3 protein-coding genes are annotated in these 1880 nt (G+C 39.7%); all 3 read left to right on the top strand.

Translation table 11 applies throughout. The features are described from left to right. Window positions 1–392: 392 nt before the first annotated feature. Genes ACF8FD_RS00025 through ACF8FD_RS00015 form a run of 3 tightly spaced genes read left to right on the top strand, consistent with a single transcriptional unit; the run spans window position 393 to window position 1867 of the window. Window positions 393–587, top strand: coding sequence for a hypothetical protein (locus ACF8FD_RS00025; protein WP_392452805.1), 195 nt, complete (start codon window positions 393–395; stop codon window positions 585–587). Beyond that, window positions 588–866, top strand: coding sequence for a hypothetical protein (locus ACF8FD_RS00020; RefSeq protein ID WP_004929869.1), 279 nt, complete (start codon window positions 588–590; stop codon window positions 864–866). Beyond that, window positions 863–1867: a phage/plasmid replication protein, II/X family gene (locus ACF8FD_RS00015; protein WP_392452803.1), complete on the top strand. Its 1005-nt coding sequence runs from the start codon at window positions 863–865 to the stop codon at window positions 1865–1867. Before ACF8FD_RS00020 ends, ACF8FD_RS00015 begins: the two co-directional genes overlap by 4 nt. Window positions 1868–1880 lie beyond the last annotated feature (13 nt).

Below are 1880 nucleotides of genomic sequence, written 5' to 3'. Positions count from 1 at the left end.
CGCCTATTAAAACGAGCGAAGTAAGTCGAGCACTGCACGAGGGCTCGCAGTTGCATGCGCAGACATAACAGAGCGAGTGTCTACGAGCGAACTGACATAATTAGAATCACAGAGCCTTTTCTCCCTGATTACAAGCTCCCTTCTGCCTTAGATCGGTAAGTACCAGGCTATGCCTGCCGACAACATATAAACATGACAACATGACAACACGTAAACACTCGGACGACAACGACGACGAGGAGCTTCGACAAGGAGAAGGCGGAGGACGTGTGTGCAGTGTTAGTAATACTGCACATTTTTACCACTTTGGGAATATTTGATACGCGCACCCCCTTTACAGATTATTTTTTATGCTGTACCTTTTTAATAAATGGTTACTCCTGAGAATTAAAATGAAACAAGCTTTAATACTAAAATTCAATGACGCTTTAGCCGATATCGAGAATGCTGCCCTTCTAGATAAAACTTGGCATTACGCTTTTGCTAAAGGTTTCCTTTCTGCTCTTTTTGAACTCCCTGATTTTGATCAGACAGAGTTTAATGATTTATGCGAACGCTTAGATCGTTGTATGCATGGAGGTCTATAAATGCCTAGTAGAAAACCCCGTGTAGCTTTAACTGTTCCTGATGACATTAATTCAACCTTAGACCGTCTATCTGATTTAACAGGTACTCCAAAGACTAAATTAATTTTAGAAATGCTTGAGGAGTACATGCCTATCCTAGACCGCACTATTTCTGCACTTGAGCAAATCCAAGCTGATAAAGCCAATGCTCCAACCATTGCTAAACAGTTTGCAAGTGAATTACTTCTTGAGGGTAATGAGAAACTAGGCGTTCTTGCTTCTGAGGCTAAAAAACTATGATTGATTGGGTGACGGCTAAACTAATCTGCAACCATGATCCTAATAAGCTCTCAGAGGGTCTTGTGGCTTCTCTTGACCGTGATGGCAACACAGAATGGTTAGTTCATAAAAAGGTTACTGTCGAAGGCTCTTATTCAACAAAAATACAGATTCAATCTTTGACAGATACTCAGATTTATATATCGGGCAATCCTACAAAATTCCTTCAGGGTCATAATTTATTTGGCTCTAATGATCTTGTTTCAATTATGGGGAAATTCTTTGATGAGTTATTAAAACGTGAAGAATTGGGTCTTTGTCCTGATCCGTTCCAATACGCAAACATTAAAGATGGTCATTACGAGTTAAGCCGTGTCGATGTTAATGAAACTTGGCACTTAAACAACCAAAAAGACGTACTTGCTTGGATTCGTTCAGTTGGTGAAACGGCATATTTAAAACATCGTGGTGCTGGTCAGTTCTCTGGTGATACTGCTTATTTCGGAAAAAATTCTCGTCGTTGGGCTTTAAAGTGTTACTCCAAAGGTCTTGAGATACAGAAAAAAGATCGTCGTTTAGCTCCTGAATTAGACATACCTGAGATGAGAGAATATGCTCATAAAGCCTTGAGAATAGAGGGTGTAACAAGACAATTAGAACTTAAAAGACGTGATTTACATATCGCTTCTAATTGGGATATAGACACAGCGGAGGAGTTACTCCTAGAATATATGTCTAAATTAGAAATGAGTGATGTTTATATGCTCAAAGATGAAGTTCTTGATTCTTTACCGCCTAGACTGCGTTTGACTTATCAAGCTTGGTTAAACGGTGATGATTTGAAGCAGATCCTGCCTAATGGAACTTATTACCGTTCTAAATCGGGGCTTCAAAAATATGGCATTGATATTTCTACAAAGCCACCAAAAGAGAAAAACAACGTGATCCCATTGATCCGAGTTTTAGAAGCCAAACCCGTCGGAATACCTGATTGGGCTTATGAGAAGAACCTTGTCGCTTGATGAGGTTTTTTTT

Origin of the sequence: Acinetobacter sp. TYF_19 (assembly GCF_043105125.1) — a bacterium.
In the GTDB taxonomy this organism is placed as follows: domain Bacteria; phylum Pseudomonadota; class Gammaproteobacteria; order Pseudomonadales; family Moraxellaceae; genus Acinetobacter; species Acinetobacter johnsonii.
The sequence above is the reverse complement of the archived record's forward strand: the minus strand, read 5'-3'. Positions and strand labels throughout refer to the sequence as shown.

Coding starts and splice junctions, on each gene's coding strand:
- ACF8FD_RS00020 (WP_004929869.1), top strand. CDS start 588: ATGCCTAGTAGAAAACCCCGTGTAGCTTTAACTGTTCCTGATGACATT.
- ACF8FD_RS00015 (WP_392452803.1), top strand. CDS start 863: ATGATTGATTGGGTGACGGCTAAACTAATCTGCAACCATGATCCTAAT.
- ACF8FD_RS00025 (WP_392452805.1), top strand. CDS start 393: ATGAAACAAGCTTTAATACTAAAATTCAATGACGCTTTAGCCGATATC.